General features: G+C 37.5%; 15 protein-coding genes, 1 tRNA gene and 1 riboswitch. Of the genes, 12 read left to right on the top strand and 4 right to left on the bottom strand.

What is annotated here, in order from left to right; translation table 11 throughout:
• Positions 1-2: 2 nt before the first annotated feature.
• The gene (locus tag CIB29_RS06395; RefSeq protein WP_094547889.1) at positions 3-1322 is read right to left on the bottom strand and encodes a D-alanyl-D-alanine carboxypeptidase family protein; all 1320 of its coding nucleotides are present in this window, start codon (positions 1320-1322) and stop codon (positions 3-5) included.
• A gap of 184 nt (positions 1323-1506) precedes the next feature.
• Between CIB29_RS06395 and CIB29_RS06390 the strand changes: the two genes are divergently transcribed.
• From CIB29_RS06390 to metX, 6 genes are all read left to right on the top strand, one after another.
• Positions 1507-2142 carry a helix-hairpin-helix domain-containing protein gene (locus tag CIB29_RS06390; protein ID WP_094547887.1) on the top strand — a complete coding sequence of 212 codons (636 nt, stop codon included), beginning with the start codon at positions 1507-1509 and terminating at the stop codon, positions 2140-2142.
• Between the two features lie 12 nt (positions 2143-2154).
• Positions 2155-2841, top strand: coding sequence for a response regulator transcription factor (locus tag CIB29_RS06385; RefSeq protein ID WP_094547885.1), 687 nt, complete (start codon positions 2155-2157; stop codon positions 2839-2841).
• Positions 2842-2866: 25 nt separating this feature from the next.
• A complete protein-coding gene (locus CIB29_RS06380; protein ID WP_198543775.1) occupies positions 2867-4240 on the top strand; it encodes a sensor histidine kinase in 1374 nt (457 codons plus the stop codon).
• A gap of 86 nt (positions 4241-4326) precedes the next feature.
• Complete coding sequence (locus CIB29_RS06375; RefSeq protein ID WP_094547881.1) at positions 4327-5280, top strand: GerMN domain-containing protein; 954 nt, start codon at positions 4327-4329, stop codon at positions 5278-5280.
• Positions 5281-5338: 58 nt separating this feature from the next.
• A riboswitch (SAM riboswitch) is annotated at positions 5339-5440 on the top strand.
• A 77-nt stretch (positions 5441-5517) separates the two neighbouring features.
• On the top strand, positions 5518-6804 hold the full coding sequence (locus tag CIB29_RS06370; protein WP_094547879.1) for a homocysteine synthase: 1287 nt from the start codon (positions 5518-5520) through the stop codon (positions 6802-6804).
• Between the two features lie 26 nt (positions 6805-6830).
• Positions 6831-7946, top strand: coding sequence for a homoserine O-acetyltransferase MetX (gene metX / locus CIB29_RS06365; RefSeq protein ID WP_198543774.1), 1116 nt, complete (start codon positions 6831-6833; stop codon positions 7944-7946).
• A 225-nt stretch (positions 7947-8171) separates the two neighbouring features.
• On the opposite strand, the gene CIB29_RS06360 is transcribed toward metX, so the two are convergent.
• Positions 8172-8747, bottom strand: coding sequence for a lytic transglycosylase domain-containing protein (locus CIB29_RS06360; RefSeq protein WP_117434602.1), 576 nt, complete (start codon positions 8745-8747; stop codon positions 8172-8174).
• Positions 8748-9305: 558 nt separating this feature from the next.
• Between CIB29_RS06360 and CIB29_RS06350 the strand changes: the two genes are divergently transcribed.
• Positions 9306-10466, top strand: a complete 1161-nt coding sequence (locus CIB29_RS06350; protein WP_094547871.1) for an aminotransferase class I/II-fold pyridoxal phosphate-dependent enzyme — start codon at positions 9306-9308, stop codon at positions 10464-10466.
• 48 nt (positions 10467-10514) lie between these two features.
• Here the strand turns inward: CIB29_RS06350 and pdxT are convergent, their stop codons facing one another.
• Together pdxT and pdxS are read right to left on the bottom strand one after the other, a co-directional pair.
• On the bottom strand, positions 10515-11111 hold the full coding sequence (pdxT, locus tag CIB29_RS06345) for a pyridoxal 5'-phosphate synthase glutaminase subunit PdxT (RefSeq protein ID WP_094547869.1): 597 nt from the start codon (positions 11109-11111) through the stop codon (positions 10515-10517).
• Positions 11112-11140: 29 nt separating this feature from the next.
• Entirely contained in the window at positions 11141-12019 is an 879-nt protein-coding gene (gene pdxS / locus CIB29_RS06340) for a pyridoxal 5'-phosphate synthase lyase subunit PdxS (RefSeq protein WP_094547867.1), read from the bottom strand.
• A 454-nt stretch (positions 12020-12473) separates the two neighbouring features.
• On the opposite strand from pdxS, the gene pdxR reads away from it, so the two are divergent.
• From pdxR to ltrA, 5 genes are all read left to right on the top strand, one after another.
• Positions 12474-13985: a MocR-like pyridoxine biosynthesis transcription factor PdxR gene (gene pdxR, locus CIB29_RS06335; protein WP_094547865.1), complete on the top strand. Its 1512-nt coding sequence runs from the start codon at positions 12474-12476 to the stop codon at positions 13983-13985.
• Positions 13986-14154: 169 nt separating this feature from the next.
• On the top strand, positions 14155-14667 hold the full coding sequence (nrdG, locus tag CIB29_RS06330; protein ID WP_094547863.1) for an anaerobic ribonucleoside-triphosphate reductase activating protein: 513 nt from the start codon (positions 14155-14157) through the stop codon (positions 14665-14667).
• Between the two features lie 59 nt (positions 14668-14726).
• Positions 14727-14802, top strand: a tRNA-Thr gene (locus CIB29_RS06325).
• A gap of 134 nt (positions 14803-14936) precedes the next feature.
• The gene (locus CIB29_RS18510; RefSeq protein WP_157910224.1) at positions 14937-15074 is read left to right on the top strand and encodes a hypothetical protein; all 138 of its coding nucleotides are present in this window, start codon (positions 14937-14939) and stop codon (positions 15072-15074) included.
• 512 nt (positions 15075-15586) lie between these two features.
• Complete coding sequence (gene ltrA, locus CIB29_RS06315) at positions 15587-16993, top strand: group II intron reverse transcriptase/maturase (protein ID WP_094546069.1); 1407 nt, start codon at positions 15587-15589, stop codon at positions 16991-16993.
• Positions 16994-17153: the final 160 nt, after the last annotated feature.

Below are 17153 nucleotides of genomic sequence, written 5' to 3'. Positions count from 1 at the left end.
GCTTACCACTTTTTATTTCTAATATATCTAACTTTATTCCGGGAAAATGAATATTTTTTCTTTCTTCTGGCTATTCGAAGTATTACAAGAATAACTAATACCGAACCAATTACACCGGTTAAAACCCTGAACCATAGGGAATTTAATATGGAAATGGTTTTATTTTTTACAATAACGATAGGTTCCTGTTCAACATTTCTATCAGCAACCAGGTTAACTTTTCCAAGGACCTGGTCTTGATATTTATAAGTAGCAAAACCTAATACATCTCCTTTGTTAATGGGTGCTTTAATATTGGAAAGAGGATATACCTCCTTTTGGATAGTATTTTTATCCACATTGTTAGGCAGCAAAGCTGTTAAAGCTTGCTCTGCCAGCAGGATTACATGTTCATTAGCCTTTGCATCCATTACCTTTACTTCATCGATAATATCCCCGGGTTTTACAATAGTTTGCATACCAAAGTTGTTAAAACCGTATTCAAACAAGTTAATAGTATCTTCATAAGACTGATACTTCATTCCATCCAATTTTGAACCCATTACTACCGTAATAAGCTCGAGACCGTTCTTTTTTGCAGCAGCCACCAGAGTATGGTTTGCTTTAGATGTATAACCGGTTTTTATCCCGATTGCGGGCTCGTATAAGTAATTATAGTACCTGGTTGCACGGTATTTATTGATCAGATGGTTGGTATTGGAAAGATACCTTTTCTCATTATATTTATTTGTGGGTTGTATTTCATAGTAACTTGTATTTGCAATTTCTCTAAATTTAGGTATTGTCATAGCATGTCTGGAAATCAATGCCATGTCATAGGCGGTTGTTACATGACGGTCATCGTGAAGGCCATTGGTGTTTACAAAATATGTATCTTTAGCACCTAATTCGGCAGCCCTTTGGTTCATTAACTTTACAAATTCATCTATACTACCTGCTATGTGCTCAGCAATCACATTTGCACTTTCGTTAGCAGACGATATCATCAGTGCATATAACAGATTTTCTAAAGAAAGTTCTTCACCAGGTAATATACCAACATTACTTCCGCCTGCATCAACACTTAAAACAGCCTCTGAACTTGCTGTGACAATGTCATTAAGATTTCCTTTTTCCAAGGCCAGTATGGCGGTCATAATTTTAGTAATACTTGCAGGATACATTTTTTCATGGCTGTTTTTCTCATATAAAATTCTACCGGTAGCACTATCAATCAAGATGACAGAAGGAGAATTGATTTGAGGAGATTGTGCATATACAGGTATAGCGAAGATATTAATAAAAAATAAAAACAAAATTATAAGTGCGACTTTTTTTTGCATGAGTACCTCCCTTATTGATCATATAGATATCCTAATCTAGTATAACAGAAAATGGTCAATAATTACAGAAAAAAAGAAGAAAAACTTTGAGAAAAAAAAAGGAAATTTTTAAATGAAATAGAATATTACTATTAAAATAGTTTATAGTTCTTACAACAACACTTTTTGCGAGGTGAATAAATAAATGTTTAACTTAACAAAAAGAGAAAAGGTTATAATAATAGTATCTCTTGTTTTATTGGTTGCTATTGGCGGAACTTTTATGTTAAATTATAATAAAACAAAACCTATTCAACTGGAAGTGAAAGATACTGACCAGGTTTATGCACAACAATTGGCGTTACAAAAAGAGTTAGTTAAGGAGCAGGAACCACCTGAGACAAAGAAAATTATGGTCCATATCAAAGGACAGGTCAAAAATCCTGGAGTAGTAACTCTGGATGAAGGAAAAAGAGTATGGGATGCTCTAAAATTAGCAGGAGGTGAATTGGATACCGCAGATTTAAATGCTGTAAACCTTGCGGCTCCGCTTAGGGATGGGCAGGATGTGTATATTCCTGCTAAAGGAGAAAGGGTAAATAACATGGAAGCGGTATCTTCACAGCAAACGTTATCGGGAAATAACGGCAAGATCAACATTAACACCGCCGGTGCCGAGGAGTTGGATAAACTTCCCGGAATCGGGACTGCTACTGCAAAGAAAATTATTGATTTTAGAAATCAAAATAACGGATTTAAGACCATTGAAGATATAATGAATGTACCGGGTATAGGAGAGAAAAAATTCGAACAAATCAAAGATTTAATTGAAGTGCGTTGAGGAGGGACTATTTTGAAGATTTTAATTGTTGATGATGAAAAATTATTGGTAAAAGGGATTAAATTTAACTTTGAGCAAGATGGCTACCAGGTAGAAGTAGCTTACGATGGTGAAGAAGCTATTAAGCTTGCAAAAGATAAAAGTATAGATATTATTATACTGGATTTAATGTTGCCTAAGGTTGACGGACTTACAGTATGCCAGAAGATCCGGGAGTTTTCCAATGTTCCTATCATCATGCTGACTGCGAAGAATGAAGACATTGATAAAATTCTTGGATTGGAATATGGTGCTGATGATTATCTTACCAAACCCTTTAATATTTTAGAATTGAAGGCAAGGGTAAAAGCAATTTTAAGAAGGGTGACATCATCCGGGCATGAACCACGCAAGGGTAATTTATCCAAAGGGGATATTGAACTGGATTACAATTCGAGAAAGGTAAAAATAAAAGGCAGGGAAATTGAATTGACTGCGAAGGAGTTTGACCTGATTGACCTTTTTGCTTCTAATCCGGGAAGAGTCTACAGCAGGGAGAACCTGCTGGATATCATCTGGGGTTATGATTATCCGGGTGATATAAGGACTGTGGATGTTCATGTTAGGCGGTTAAGAGAGAAAATCGAGCCCAACCCGGCTGAACCTGATTATATATTAACAAAATGGGGAGTTGGTTATTATTTTAAAGAAATCCAGTAACCGGTTCTTCAGTATCAGGTGGAGGGTGGTTATAACCTATTTTCTTATTATTCTGTTGACATTATTTTTAATAGATATTTATATACAGGATTCTTTAGAAGAATACTCTTTTAATCAAAGAGGTGTAGAATTGCTTACCAGGGCAAATGTAGTTGCAAATATCACCTCACAGTATATCGAATACAGCGACGAATTGATTAAGCAGACCATCAAGCAATTAGAAATTGATAAAAATATCCGGGTTATCGTAACGGATAAAGAAGCCAAAGTTTTATTTGATACGGCTGAAGCAAACAACCTGAAAGGCAAGGTGCTTTTAAAAGAGGAAGTGGTAAAGGCACTGAAAGGCAATGATGTGCAAACTCATTTTGAAGAAGAAACCGGATGGGTCATTAATGCAGCAGTACCAATTGTTAAGGAAAAAGAAACGAGAGGTGTAGTGTATCTATCTACCTCTGCACAAAATATTGTTGACTTTTTAAAAGATTTCAGAAAAAAACTATACGGCATTACCTTAGTTGTAAGTTTGCTCATCGGGTTATTAAGTTTTTTTCTTGCAGGAGTTATAACGGGTCCTGTAGAAGAATTGACTGCTGCAATCAGGGATATGTCTGATGGAAAGCTAAATCGAAAGGTTGAAATAAGAGGAAATGATGAAATTGCTCAATTGGGAACAGCTTTTAATAAAATGATCGAACGTTTAAATCAGGTGGAAGAAAAAAGGCACCAATTTGTATCCGATGCCTCCCATGAACTTAAAACACCCCTGAGTTCGATTAAAGTGTTAGCAGAGTCCCTTATGCATATGCAGCAATTGGAGATGCCGATTATAAAAGAGTTTTTGAGCGATATCAATAACGAGATCAACCGTTTATCAAGAATTATTGATAAACTCCTTATGCTTACCAGGATGGATATCTTTGAAAATGAATTGGAAATGAAAAATGTCAACATGAAGGCGCTTTTGCAGGGAATAGTAAAAAGCTTATCTCCTTTGGCCGGGAAAAAGGGTATAGAATTAAGATTAAAAGCTAATGAAGATATTTTTGTACTGGTTGATGAAGATAAAATATGGGAGGCAATTTTTAATATTGTTGACAACAGTATTAAGTATACTCCGGAAGGAGGAAATGTAACAATAGACATTGATAAGTCTGAATACAGCGTTACTATCATTGTAGAAGATAATGGGATTGGCATTTCCGGTACTGAAATAAACAAAATCTTTGACAGGTTTTATAGAGTTGATAAGGCAAGAGCGAGGGAAACCGGCGGTACAGGGCTGGGGCTTTCAATCGCATTGGACGCTGTAAAGCTTCATGGAGGAGATATACAGGTAGAAAGCGAAGAAGGAAAGGGAAGTAGGTTTAAGATTACTATTCCTTATCGTGAAACTTAATATTTTCGTAACAATTAGTAATGTTTTTGTAAACTTTATCATATATACTTATTCAAGCTATAGTATGATTTTTTGGAGGTTTTTGTATGAAAAAAATATTTCTGGTCTCAGTATTACTTTTAATTATTGCTTTTATGTGGGGTTGCAGTATGGGTAGAGGTGATATAAAAAAATCAGCGGACATGCTTCAGGCAAAACCACAAAATAAACAAAAAATAAACTTGTATTTTACCGATAAGGAAAATAGTAAAATATTATCCGAGACCAGAGAAGTTGTTGTGGAAGATACAAAGAAATTGCCTAAAATCGCCATACAGGAATTACTAAAAGGGCCTGTAAGTTTAGAAATGAAAAAAGCCATTCCGGAAGGGACTAAGTTACTGGATATTAAGCAAGAGGGTACTTTAGTCACAGTTAATTTTTCGAAGGAATATTATAAATCGGGTGATATTGGCGAGATCGTTGCACGCTTTTCACTGGTGAATACATTATCTGATTTACCTAATATACAGAAGGTATTGATTTTAGTAGAAGGAAAAGAACTTATTGGTCCCAGCGGCAAACCTTTTGGACCTTTAGGTAAAGATGACGTAGTGTTTGAAGCCGCTCCTTCAGAAAAAGACAAAACTACATTGACGTTATACTTTGCCGGAAATGGCTGGGAGAATCTCGTACCTGAGAAGAGAGTAGTAGTGGTTAAAGATAACGAGCCTGTGGAGAAATATGTAATAGAAGAGCTTATTAAGGGGCCTAAGGATAAAAATCTTTTTGCTACGGTACCCGCACAAACGAAACTGCTTTCCATAGAAACAAAAGAGGGTATATGTTTTGTAAATTTGTCCAATGAGTTTAGGACAGAACACCCCGGGGGATCCGCAGGTGAAATTATGACGATTTATTCTATTGTTAATTCACTTACCGAGCTTGAACATATTAATAAAGTACAATTTTTAATAGAAGGACAAAAGATTGAAACCTTTAAAGGGCATATGGCATTAAAAGAGCCTGTTGAAAGAGATCCTGAAATTATCAAAAAGTAATTTTTATTGACAAATGTTAAAGTCAATGTTAAAATCATATTAATTTAATAAAGGTTAAATCTTATCAAGAGTGGCGGAGGGACTGGCCCAGTGAAGCCCGGCAACCGGCGTAAATCGCAGTGGTGCTAAATCCAGCAGGTTTTTACCTGAGAGATAAGAGGAATTAATAGAGAAAAATAATAAGCCTCCTGTCTCACAGGAGGTTTTAATTTTTGTTTTTTAAGGAGGCAGTAATATATGAGAAAAAGAAATCTAGGTTTTGATACGTTGCAAGTACATGCAGGGCAGGTGCCCGATTCTGCTACCGGCTCGAGGGCCGTACCCATCTATCAGACGACTGCATATATGTTTAGAGATTCTGAGCATGCTGCAAATCTTTTTGCATTAAAAGAAAACGGACACATATACACCAGATTTTCCAATCCAACGCAGGAAGTATTTGAAGCAAGAGTTGCAGCTTTAGAAGGTGGTGTTGGCGCCCTGGCAGTAGCTTCCGGCCATGCTGCTGTTGTATTGGCTATCCTTAATATAGCAGGAGCAGGAGATGAAATAGTTTCCGCAAGCACATTATATGGTGGTACCTTCAACTTATTTACGCACTCTTTTCCGAAACTGGGGATCAATGTGAAACTTGTGAATCCTGATGACCCGGAGAACTTTCGTAATGCTACTACAGAAAAAACCAAGGCCTATTTTGTTGAAACGATAGGAAACCCGACCATTAATGTTGCCGACCTGGAAGCAATAGCTAATATTGCTCATGAGAATGGAGTACCACTCATCGTTGACAGTACTTTTACAACTCCATATTTGTGCAGACCGTTTGACTTTGGTGCTGATATAGTGATACATTCTGCTACCAAATTCATAGGCGGGCACGGTACTTCTATGGGAGGAATTATTGTAGACAGCGGGAAGTTTAACTGGGATAACGGAAAGTTCCCTGGATTATCTGAACCCGACCCCAGCTATCACGGTGTCAATTACGTAAAAGATATTGGTGCGGCTGCTTTTATTATCAAGGCCCGCGTTCAACTATTAAGAGATTATGGGCCGGCGGTTTCTCCGTTTAACTCTTTTCTATTCCTTCAAGGTTTGGAGACGCTTTCACTTAGAATGCAAAAGCACTGTTCCAATGCACTGGCGATAGCACGGTATTTGGAGAACCATCCAAAAGTAGGCTGGGTCAATTATCCCGGTTTGGAAACCAACAAATACTACCATCTGGCACAAAAGTATCTGCCGAAGGGACAGGGAGCAATATTTACTTTTGGTCTTGAAGGCGGGGTCGAGGCAGGAAAAAAATTTATCGATAGCCTGGAAATTTTTTCACATCTTGCCAATGTCGGAGATGCAAAATCCCTGGTGATTCATCCTGCAAGTACCACGCATTCCCAGCTTTCAGAAGAAGGGTTAAAAGCTGCAGGGGTCAGTCCGGATATGGTAAGGTTATCTATTGGAATAGAAGATGCAGAGGATTTAATATTCGATTTGGAACAGGCAATTGACAAAGCGACTAAATAATTTCAGGCATGAGGGGGAAACTAGTAGTGAGTAATACTGCAAGCAGCTATAAACAGTTTTATACCTTTGCAGAAAATGAAGATTTTATTTTAGAATGTGGTAAAAAGTTTGGCCCTATTACTGTTGCCTATGAGATATTTGGTGAGATGAATCAGGATAAAACGAATGTTGTATTAATAACTCATGCATTAACAGGGGATTCCCATGTTACACGGCATGACCCTTACGATCCTAAAGAGGGGTGGTGGGAAAAATTTGTTGGAAAAGGTTTGATGTTTGATACCTCCAAATATTGCTTTATTTGTTCCAATGTGTTAGGGGGATGCCAGGGTACTACCGGTCCGTCTTCTGTAAATCCTAAAACAGGAAAAAGGTATGGGATGGATTTCCCTATTATTACTATAAAAGATATGGTGAATGTTCAAAAAAGGTTACTGGACTACCTGGGAGTCAGTCATCTGGTATCAGTAGTGGGCGGTTCTGTGGGGGGAATGCAGGCACTGGAATGGGCAGTACAGTACCCTGAAATGGTAGGCAGTATTATTGTTATGGCAGCACCAAAGAGCCTGAACCCACAAGCTATTGCATTTAATGAGGTACAGAGAAAAGCAATCACCCTTGACCCTTACTGGAATAATGGAGATTACTATGACAACAAGAATCAGCCCGAATCAGGGCTTTCCCTGGCCAGAATGGTTGGTATGATTACATACCAGAGTGACGAATCTATGTTAAAAAAGTTTGGAAGAAGAGCCAGAGAAGGAAATAATCTCTTCGAAAGCTTTAATAACGAATTTGAAGTAGAGAGCTATCTCCACTACCAGGGAAAAAAACTGGTACAAAGATTTGATGCCAACAGCTACCTTTATCTTACCAGGGCAATGGATTTATTTGAATTGGGGAGAGACTTTGGCGGCATAGACAATGCTTTAAAGGCCTTTAAGGGAAAAGCATTGGTAATAGGAATAAGTTCTGATATTCTTTTCCCTGTATGTCAACAGAAGGAGCTTGTGCAGGATATGAAGAGGAATAATATTGATGTGGAGTATAAAGAAATAAAGTCACCCTTTGGTCATGATGGATTTTTAATTGAATCAGGGAAAATGGAGCCCATTATTAGAAATTTCTTTGCTAAATTATGACATATTTGAGGTATGAAATTTAAAATATCAAAACGAAATCTAACAATAGAATTAGTGGACAGTGGAAAGTGAGCAGTATAAACATTTTCAGTGGATTATACTCTCCACTCCTCTAGAATTAAACTTGAATCAAGCAACGAAGAAGGAATACACCTATATAACAAAGAACGTGCATATAAATATAAATAGGGCAAGCCCACAGGTTTGCCCTCATATAAAAGCATATTAGCGTTTTTGCCCTGTATTATATTGATCTATGTATTTAAGCACATTTCTTACATAATTTTGAGTCTCGGTATAAGGTGGAATGCCACCATATTTGATTACACTATTAGGTCCTGCATTGTAAGCAGCTAATGCTAATTTTATGTCACCATTAAATTGATCTAGTTTCTCTCTTAGGTATTTAGTTCCACCATGAATATTTTCGGATACATTCCAAGGATTTTTTATACCGAGTACTTTAGCGGTACCGGGCATTAATTGCATTAATCCTTGAGCCCCCTTTGGCGAGAGAGCGTTTGCGTCAAATCCAGACTCAGCTGCTATAACAGCTTTAATGACATTAGGGTGTATATTATACTTTTGTCCTGCTTCATATACAGCCTTTTCAATAGAAGACATGAGCTGAGATTTATCTGCTGGTTGATTATCCAAAGCAGTATCATTTTTGCCCATCGCAGTATCAAGCATTTCCTGAAATGGCACAGGACTTTCTTTTACAGGAATTTTAAGCGGAGTCCGAGCTTGTATACTATCTAATTTTTCTTTAAATATATCACTAACCCTTATATTCATCATATCACCCGGTAAGTTTTATAAGTTAAATATATTATATTCCATATAAGAGGTAAAATCAATTAAAAAAATACGCAATGATAGCATAGTTAAAAAATTATTCCATATCAACTATGGAAAAATCACTGAAACTGAATTCACCAGTATTGATGCTTCTTCTACGTTTTGGTTTTTTTAAAAAAAAGTTATAACTATATTTTTTGCATGCGTAACTCCCGGAGACAACACCATGTATTGGACATAATATATCATTCGTAAGGGGTATGCGTCTCCCACGTTTGCAATTACAACACATAGGTATTTGATCTTTAGCTTTCATTGAAATCCCCTCTTCTTTGGTATGGTTTACTTAATTATTATAACATAAGAGTTCAAAAAATGGAAGTATTTAGGAATAAAATCTTTATTTTATTTAGCAATTTTATATGGATGTTTTTATTTTTCTGGTATAATTATTGTAGAAATAGTTCATGGTTTACAGTTAATAATTCATAGTGATATACTATGCTTCTACAAACTACCAACCACGAACTACGAACTATAAAAAAGTTGGTGATAGATATGATATTTTCTAAAAGAATGGAAGGACTTGCGTCTGCTATATTTGCCCACTTGGATAATAAAAAGAATGAATTATTATCCCAGGGTAGAGAAGTGATTAATTTTAGTATTGGGACTCCTGATATTCCGCCCGCACCTCATATTATTAAAACGATGCAGGAAGCGGTAGGGGACCCGGGGAATTACATATATGCGGTTAAGGACAAACCTGAATTGATAGAAACGGTTATTGAATGGTATGGTAGAAGATTTGGTGTACAGTTACAACCGGATGAAATAACATCCCTTATGGGGTCGCAGGAAGGTTTGGGGCATATAGCACTAACTTTAGCTGACCCGGGAGACGTTGTAATGGTTCCTGATCCTGGCTATCCTATTTTTAGCGTAGGTCCTTCCATTGCATGTGCAAAGCTGCATAAAATGCCGTTATTAAGAGAGAATGACTTTCTTATTGATGTAGATGCAATAGATAGTACTACGGCCCACAATGCTAAGATGATGATCGTTTCTTATCCTAATAACCCGGTTACTGCTGTTGCACCACCGGAGTTTTATGAAAAGCTGGTATGGTTTGCAAAAAAATATGATATTGTAGTGGTTCATGATAATGCCTATTGTGAACTTACTTTTGATGGAATAAAGGGGGGCAGTTTCCTGAGTATTCCCGGAGCAAAGGATATTGGCGTGGAATTTAATTCGTTGTCTAAAACCTATAACATCCCCGGTTGTAGGATATCTTTTGCGATGGGTAATAATAAAGTAATAGAACAATTAAAAATATTAAAATCTCATCTGGACTACGGAATTTTCCTGCCGGTGCAGGAGGTAGCTATTGCTGCATTGCAAGGCCCGCAAACTTATGTACAGGAAACTGTTCAGACCTACCAAAGGAGAAGGGATATACTTGTTGAGGGCCTAAAAGAAATAGGGTGGATGATTGATAAGCCTCAGGCAACTATGTTTGTATGGGCGCCTATTCCCAGGCAATATTCATCTTCGGTAGAATTTACCTTTGATTTGCTGGACAAGACAGGCGTAATCGTAGTTCCAGGCAGCAGCTTTGGTGAAAGAGGAGAAGGATATGTGCGTCTTGCGCTTGTTCAATCGGAGCAGAAAATTTTAAGGGCAGTTAAGTTGATTAAAGAAAGTGGAATCATTTAGAATGTAAAGTTAAAACTGATTAAGTTATACAAAAAATGCAGACTATCACTAGTCTGCATTTATGTTTCCAGGCTTAACCATCTTTTCAATGAAGTATTTGTGAAAACTGAGGTCATTGGTTAGTTCGGGATGAAAGGAAGTTGCCAGCATATTGTTCTGCTTGCATGCAACAATTTTATCATCTACTTTAGCCAGCACCTTAACGTCGTTCCATGCTTCTTCAACATAGGGGGCACGAATAAATACCAGCGGAATCTCAGCCTCTGAAATTTCTGGTATATTAAGCGTAGTCCGAAAACTGTCCAACTGGCTTCCGTAAGCATTACGACGAACCTGTATATCCATAGCATTCAAAAAAGTTCTGTCATGGTTACTAATCTTTTTCGCCAAAAGAATCATTCCAGCACAGGTCCCCCATACCGGCATACCTTTTCTGATCCTTTCCGCCAATACATCCATCAAATTAAAATCATCAAGCAGTTTCCCTATGGCGGTACTTTCACCACCGGGCATAATCAGTGCTTCTACAGAGTCGAGTTCCGGTTTCGTCTTTACTACTACAGGCTGCACATTATCAAACTGATGTAACATTGTTATATGTTCAGCTACAGCACCCTGAAGCCCTAATACACCTATTTTTATCATGTTAACCTCCACTGCAGATCAGTCCGTTTTTACCATCCACGTTCGGCATATAGATTTTCTTTGGCAATCTGGCTGATTTCCAAACTATACATAGCTTCTCCAAGGTCTTCTGAAACTTCTGCCAGCACTTTAGGATCGTTGTAATAAGTGGTAGCCTTGACGATGGCCCTTGCCCTTTTTTCCGGGTCGCTTGATTTAAATATTCCTGAGCCTACAAAAACACCGTCACTGCCTAACTGCATCATAAGTGCCGCATCAGCAGGAGTAGCGATTCCACCTGCTGCAAAATTTACTACCGGAAGCTTTCCATGTTCGGCAACCCATACTACTAAGTCATAGGGAGCACCCATTTCTTTTGCAGCAGTCATTAATTCTTCTTTAGGCATATTCTGCAGCTTGCGGATTTCGCTCATCATGGTCCTCATATGGCGGACAGCTTCCACTACATTGCCGGTACCTGCTTCACCCTTGGTCCTAATCATGGAAGCACCTTCACCGATTCTTCTCAATGCTTCTCCGAGATTTCTTGCTCCACATACGAAAGGAATTTTAAAATCATGTTTATTAATATGGAACATCTCATCTGCAGGAGTAAGTACTTCACTTTCATCTATGTAATCAATACCCAGAGCTTCAAGAATTTGAGCCTCAACAAAATGGCCAATTCTTACTTTAGCCATTACAGGGATTGAAACAGCCGCTTTAATTTCCTTAATCAATTTTGGGTCGGACATTCTTGCCACCCCGCCCTGTTTTCGAATATCGGCAGGAACCCTCTCTAAAGCCATAACGGCTACGGCACCGGCTTTTTCAGCAATTTGTGCTTGTTCGGCATTTACAACATCCATAATAACGCCGCCTTTTAACATCTGGGCGAGATTTTTGTTTAATTCATATCTTTCATTCATATTCAACATCCTTTCTTAAAATTAATATTTATGTTTATATCGATAACCAATATTAAAGTTAAAAATAAATTAATGTAGTTATCGATGAAATTAACCAACTTTAATATCTATATATTTACTGATAATGATTTTACATGGCAGATAAAGTCAATAAGTTAACAGTTCACAGTTCACGGTTCACAGTTCACGGTAAAAGCTATTAAATCGTTTACTACTGTGAACTGTTAACTGTGAACTATATAAATATTTATTTTTAAAGTTGGTTAATTATAAAATACCCTAATTCTTTTAAGTTATTTGTTGAGTTGAGTATTATTTAAAAACGAAGTATTTACAGGCAAAGCTTGTTTTGGTATAATAACTGTATCGATACAATGTTTGGCAAACTGCTTTATTAACTTCAATTATTACATACAATTGGTATTGTGTCAATACAATTCTGGAGGAATAGAATATGCGGGAAATTGCATCGATACAATTGGATAGGAGTAATAGTGTTCCATTATATATTCAACTATTTGAACATTTAAAAAAATTAATTGTTAAGGGGAATATAGCTAAAGGTTCAAGGCTTCCTGCAATAAGAAAACTGGCAGAACAGCTGGAGGTAAATACAGTTACTGTCGTCAATGCCTATAAGCTCTTAGAACAGAATGGTTATGTGTATTCAAAAACGGGAAGTGGGGTTTATGTTGCTCCGGTAAGATATATAGCAGTACAGCCGACGGATATGGAAATTCAGGTAAAAGAAGATACCTTTTTTGAAGAAGAAGACATTCAACTAATGAGCAGGGGACAAATTACACTCTCAGAAAACAGTATTAATTTTGCCAGTGCAACTCCTACTCCGGACCTTTTCCCTGTTGAAGATTTTAAGAAGGTTCTAATTGAAGTTTTAGACCGCGATAAAGGACAGGCATTCGGTTATCATGAAAGTAACGGTTATAAGTCTTTGAGACATTCTATCTCTCAATTTCTTAATATGAACTATTCTATTAAAGCCCACCAGGATGATATTCAAATTATTTCAGGAGCGCAGCAGGGAATAGATGTTATTGCAAAAGCTTTAATTAATCACGGAGATTATGTTTTAGTAGAAAATCCAACCTATACGGGTGCGATTGCAGTATTTAAATCAAGAGGTGCGAAGATTGTGGGAGTACCTATAGAGCACGACGGCATAAATATAAGTGTGCTTGAAAAGTATATTAAGCTCTATCGGCCTAAGTTAATTTATACCATGCCAAATTATCAGAATCCTACAACTTTCTGCTACTCCAGGGAAAAGAAGCAATATTTGCTAGACCTGGCTTATCGCAATAATTTTTTTATAATCGAGGATGATTTCTTGACTGACTTAAACTTTACAGAAGACAGCACGCCGCATACGCTAAAGTCACTGGATAAATATGATAGAGTTTTATATATTAAGAGTTTCTCCAAGGTTCTTATGCCCGGCTTACGTATAGGTTTTCTAATTGCACCTTCAGAAGTTTTTAAGGACATCCTGCAAGCCAAACATACTACCGATATATCTTCCTCGGGATTGATCCAGAGGGCATTTGACCTATATCTGCAAAAAGGAATTTGGGGAAGGCATCTTGATTACATGAAGGAAATATACAAAGACAGATATAAAAAAATACTTGGGGAAATTGCTGCATTAAGAGATTTGGGTGCAAGCATCTATGAACCTAATGGTGGTTTAAACCTGTGGCTGACTTTACCGGAAGGTGTTTCAGGGATTCAGTTGTATTATGGGTGTGCTAAACGGGATGTTTTGATCATTCCTGGAAAAATATTTTATACGAGTAATGCAGCTGATACTGATAGAAATATAAGAATAAGCTTTGCGGCAGTTTATCCTGAACAAATTGAAAAAGGGATAGAAATAGTGTATAATTGTATAAATAAGTTACTAAACAAGACGGGAGAGCGTACTACTTATTATAGTCCGTTGATATGAAAATAGTGAGGAGTGAACAGTGGGGAGTAAAACAAAAACCGCTGTCGAAGCCCTGACCAATCAAGCATATTTTTATCATTATTTGTGCCGGGTGTGCCCGGTGTGGCGGTTGATATTAATTTTTAAGTATAATTATCTTGTTTAGAATGATAAGTGAGGTAATAACATAATGAAAATAAGATTAGCAGCACCCATCACAAAAGATAGTATCGTTGATGGTCCGGGAATCCGGGCTGTGATATGGACCCAGGGGTGTCCACACCGGTGCAAGGGGTGTCATAACCCGCAAACACACAGCTTTGATGCAGGAATTGAGGCGGACGTCAACGATATCATAGCACAGATTTCCAGACTGAAGCTTCATAAAGGCATCACTTTTTCTGGAGGGGAACCTCTTGAACAGGCAGCCGCCTGCAGTGAAATTGCAAAAAGAGTTAAAGAAATGGGCATGAATACATGGCTTTACACCGGGTATATTTTTGAAGATATTCTCAGTGAATGTCAGGCGACCCGCCCGGAGTGGGGAGAATTGATAAAATATATTGATGTCATGGTGGATGGCCCATTTATAGAACAAATGAAGAATCTATTGTTAAAATTCCGTGGTTCAGAGAATCAGAGAGTAATTGATGTGCAGAAGAGTTTAATTGAGGGAAAAATCATATTAATTGAAGATAAATAAGCTTGATTTTTTAATAATAAGTGTATATAATATATTTTCGTAATTAACTGCAATCAAGTGCTGGTATGGCTCAGTCGGCAGAGCAGATCACTCGTAATGATCAGGTCGCCGGTTCGATTCCGGCTACCAGCTCCAGATGAATGCCGCTACCCATAAGGGATAGCGGTTATTTTTATGAAAATTATTAAGTAAACATAACGACAAAGAATCACAGGGATGGCAGGACGAAAGAACATGGAGATACGATTTTTTAGCCATCTTAAAGGGAGTTGTCACACGATCTGGCGGGTCTTGCGATTAGGGTAATCGATGATATTGTTAAGGAAAAGTTTGAAATAATAAAAGAAGCTGATATACTTTTCAAAGAAGAAATAGCTACGGCAGGATTGCAACGAGATTTACATTAGTACTTTGCCGTAATGACCGGTATGAAGAGTGTAGGGGATATGAGAGGAGTAATAAAAAAATTCCAGTTTATGCTGGAATTTTTTTATTTTAGTGCGCCCGGCATGGGCGATAACTAGGCGGTGAAAGTCCGCTGTGGGCTTGGTAGTGGGAACCACTAGCTGAACCGCAAGGGTGTCCATCGCGAGGTGGAATCTGAAGGAAGTGGTAGGCAAAATCTCGGTCTGATGAACAAAAACCAGATAAGAGGCTGAATTGGGGCGGACGAGTTTGCTAAACAAAACGAAGTCCAACACTACCCGAACTCCATACAGTAAATCTGGCAGATAGACGAGATGAAGGTTATCGTTCTTACCCGGGGAGGTCTCAAGGACGAGTCATTAAAGTGAACTCCGAAATGACAACCCATACAGTGATGTATGGCTGAACCTTGAGAAGTCAGCAGAGGTCATAGTACTTATCTAGTCATGAATAGATAAGGAAGGACCGAACATTAGGAGGTTTTGGAAATCTTATGAACTCGAAAGATATGCAAAGACTGCAGACAACTCAACAAAGAGGCTATCCGCTCAATCAAGAAATGGAATTTCAAGAGACAGCGGAAGTGCATAGTATATCATCGGCGTCAAAAGATAGAAGAAACAATGTACAAAGATACACCAGTAATCTGCTTGAAATGATACTAGACCGAGAAAACATGAAAGAAGCATACAAGCGAGTAGTTGCAAATAAAGGAAGCCATGGAGTCGATGGGATGGAAGTAGATGAACTTCTACCGTATCTCAAAGAAAACTGGCCGACCATAAAGCAACAATTACTGGAAGGAAAGTATAAACCACAACCAGTGCTGAGAGTAGAAATACCAAAACCAGATGGAGGAACAAGACTACTAGGAATACCTACAGTACTAGACAGACTAATACAACAAGCAATAGCCCAAATACTAAGTGGAATATACGACCATACATTCTCGGAAAATAGCTATGGATTCAGACCAGGACGCAGTGCAAAAGATGCAGTAACAGCCGCAGAAGTATATATAAACGAAGGATGCACATGGGTAGTAGATATAGACTTAGAAAAGTTCTTTGACAGAGTAAACCACGACATACTGATGACTAAATTAGAAAAGCGGATAGGAGACAAAAGAGTACTGAAGCTGATACGAAGATACTTAGAATCAGGAGTAATGATAAATGGAATCAAAGTAGCAACAGAAGAAGGGACACCACAAGGAGGGCCATTAAGTCCGCTATTAGCAAACATAATGTTAGATGAACTAGACAAAGAACTAGAAAGAAGAGGGCATAAATTCTGTCGGTATGCAGATGATTGCAACATATACGTAAAAAGCAGGTCAGCAGGAAACAGAGTAATGAAAAGCATAAAGAAATTCATAGAAACCAAATTAAAACTAAAAGTCAATGAAGCAAAAAGTGCTGTAGATAGACCATGGAAAAGAAAGTTCTTAGGATTCTCGTTTTACACAAAAGAAAACGAAGTAAGAATAAGAATCCATGAAAAATCCATCAAAAGGCTTAAGGAAAAAGTAAGAGAAATAACCAATCGAAACAAGGGAATAAGTATGGAATATAGAATACGTAGATTGAATCAGATAACGACAGGATGGGTTAACTACTTTGGATTAGCAGATGCGAAAAGAATAATGAAAGCCCTTGACGAATGGATAAGGCGTAGACTAAGAGCATGTATATGGAAACAATGGAAGAAGATAAAAACAAAATACGATAATCTAGTAAAATTAGGATTAGAAAAACAGAAAGCCTGGATATACGCTAATACGAGAAAAGGCTACTGGAGAATATCCAATAGCCAAATACTCAATATGACTCTTACAAATAAATACTTCGAAGACATAGGTTACAAGAGTTTATCAAAGAGGTATCTAATTGTACATTAAATCTTAATGAACCGCCGTATACCGAACGGTACGTACGGTGGTGTGAGAGGACGCTGAATAAAATAATTATTCAGCTTCTACTCGATTTTTTGCAGGATTTTTTAAATATATGACGAATATATTATTACAGATTTTAAATTTTAAATCTAAAACTTTAGTA

The sequence above is a fragment of the Petroclostridium xylanilyticum genome (assembly GCF_002252565.1).
GTDB classification, from domain to species: Bacteria; Bacillota; Clostridia; order SK-Y3; family SK-Y3; genus Petroclostridium; species Petroclostridium xylanilyticum.
The sequence above is the reverse complement of the archived record's forward strand: the minus strand, read 5'-3'. Positions and strand labels throughout refer to the sequence as shown.

Bases quoted from the DNA above. Each gene is read 5' to 3' on its own strand.
- CIB29_RS06350 (WP_094547871.1), top strand. From the start codon at position 9,306: ATGATATTTTCTAAAAGAATGGAAGGACTTGCGTCTGCTATATTTGCC.
- pdxR (WP_094547865.1), top strand. From the start codon at position 12,474: ATGCGGGAAATTGCATCGATACAATTGGATAGGAGTAATAGTGTTCCA.
- pdxS (WP_094547867.1), bottom strand. From the start codon at position 12,019: ATGAATGAAAGATATGAATTAAACAAAAATCTCGCCCAGATGTTAAAA.
- CIB29_RS06375 (WP_094547881.1), top strand. From the start codon at position 4,327: ATGAAAAAAATATTTCTGGTCTCAGTATTACTTTTAATTATTGCTTTT.
- CIB29_RS06395 (WP_094547889.1), bottom strand. From the start codon at position 1,322: ATGCAAAAAAAAGTCGCACTTATAATTTTGTTTTTATTTTTTATTAAT.
- pdxT (WP_094547869.1), bottom strand. From the start codon at position 11,111: ATGATAAAAATAGGTGTATTAGGGCTTCAGGGTGCTGTAGCTGAACAT.
- nrdG (WP_094547863.1), top strand. From the start codon at position 14,155: ATGAAAATAAGATTAGCAGCACCCATCACAAAAGATAGTATCGTTGAT.
- CIB29_RS06390 (WP_094547887.1), top strand. From the start codon at position 1,507: ATGTTTAACTTAACAAAAAGAGAAAAGGTTATAATAATAGTATCTCTT.
- CIB29_RS06370 (WP_094547879.1), top strand. From the start codon at position 5,518: ATGAGAAAAAGAAATCTAGGTTTTGATACGTTGCAAGTACATGCAGGG.
- ltrA (WP_094546069.1), top strand. From the start codon at position 15,587: ATGAACTCGAAAGATATGCAAAGACTGCAGACAACTCAACAAAGAGGC.
- CIB29_RS06360 (WP_117434602.1), bottom strand. From the start codon at position 8,747: ATGATGAATATAAGGGTTAGTGATATATTTAAAGAAAAATTAGATAGT.